Source organism: Collinsella sp. CLA-ER-H8 (assembly GCF_040092335.1).
Classification (GTDB): domain Bacteria; phylum Actinomycetota; class Coriobacteriia; order Coriobacteriales; family Coriobacteriaceae; genus Collinsella.
This window is the reverse complement of record NZ_JBBNLU010000028.1, coordinates 1-1,073: the sequence shown is the minus strand read 5'-3', so window position 1 is coordinate 1,073 and position 1,073 is coordinate 1. Positions and strand designations below refer to the sequence as shown.

The window sequence follows — 1,073 nt, the reverse complement described above, 5'->3', positions numbered from 1 at the left end:
AACGAGGGCAGCCCCATGGGCGCCAGCGGAATGTGGGGTCACCGCGCGGTCCGCATCTGATGGTGTCGACGTCAATGGTATACGGGTGCATCATCGACGTCTTCAATACAGAAAATATCAGTGCGGAGTGTTCTGAAAAGTAACTTCAGGGCGGGCCCTGCGGTAACTCGGCAGGGGGAGTGCGATTCCTCGATCGCTCACTTAATCTAATAGGAAAGTTAGTGAGGCCGGAGCTTTAGCTCCGGCCTCCTTATATAAGGGCTCGGCTTAGCCGAGCCACCAAATTTGCATCAGCCCCCAGAACATGTTTGAGAACTGTGCCTGAAGTATGTATTTGCAGGCCCCGAATCGGTGTTGCCTCCCGGCGCATTCCGCAGGGGGAGCGATATTTTGCAGCACGAAGTGCGCAACAAAATATCGCTCATGCCCGAGGACGCGCCGGGAGGCAACACCGATTCGGGGCCGAACATATAGATCTACCAGCGCATTTACAAATTCGGGTTGATTTCCGATCTCAGCCGAACACATTGAGCAAATAGGCCATTCCCGCAGTTAGCTGAACGCCCCCGTGGCCCCTCCTGGGGTCCGGGGGCGCCGTTTTCCCAGTTGAAGGTACAGTGGAGATGTGTTTCGATAGGTCCGGTGGCCATGCTCCGCCCGCCGCCCGGCACCTCTTCCCAGACTCAGCCGGACGGTCGGTCCGTCTATTCCGTTTTTCCCTCTAGGCTAGGCCAGCGGGGCATCGCCCCTCTCGGCGCGCGCCCTCTCGATGAGCCCCGGCGTCAGGTCGAGATCGCCGAGCGCCACGTCCTCCACGCCGTAGGCGTCCAGCAGCGCTGCCGCGTCCTCCCCGAGCATCGCCCTGAAGGCGCGCGCGGGCGTCGAGAAGCCGAGCGCGCCGCGGGGCTCGGAGTTCACGTGCGACATGGCCAGCGCCAGGTCCGCCGTGTTAGCGCTACTGTAAAAACAACCAATTTCGCCATCGCACTTTAGCCGATTCCGCCAACGCAATTTCCCCAATCACGCCAACGCATTTTCACCATTTCCACCAACGCCGGGGCTTACGCTTCGAC

1 protein-coding gene is annotated in these 1,073 nt (G+C 60.1%); it reads right to left on the bottom strand.

Translation table 11 applies throughout. The features are described 5' to 3' along the window. Positions 1 to 726: 726 nt before the first annotated feature. Positions 727 to 927: a hypothetical protein gene (locus AAAX72_RS09655; RefSeq protein ID WP_349130170.1), complete on the bottom strand. Its 201-nt coding sequence runs from the start codon at positions 925 to 927 to the stop codon at positions 727 to 729. Positions 928 to 1,073 lie beyond the last annotated feature (146 nt).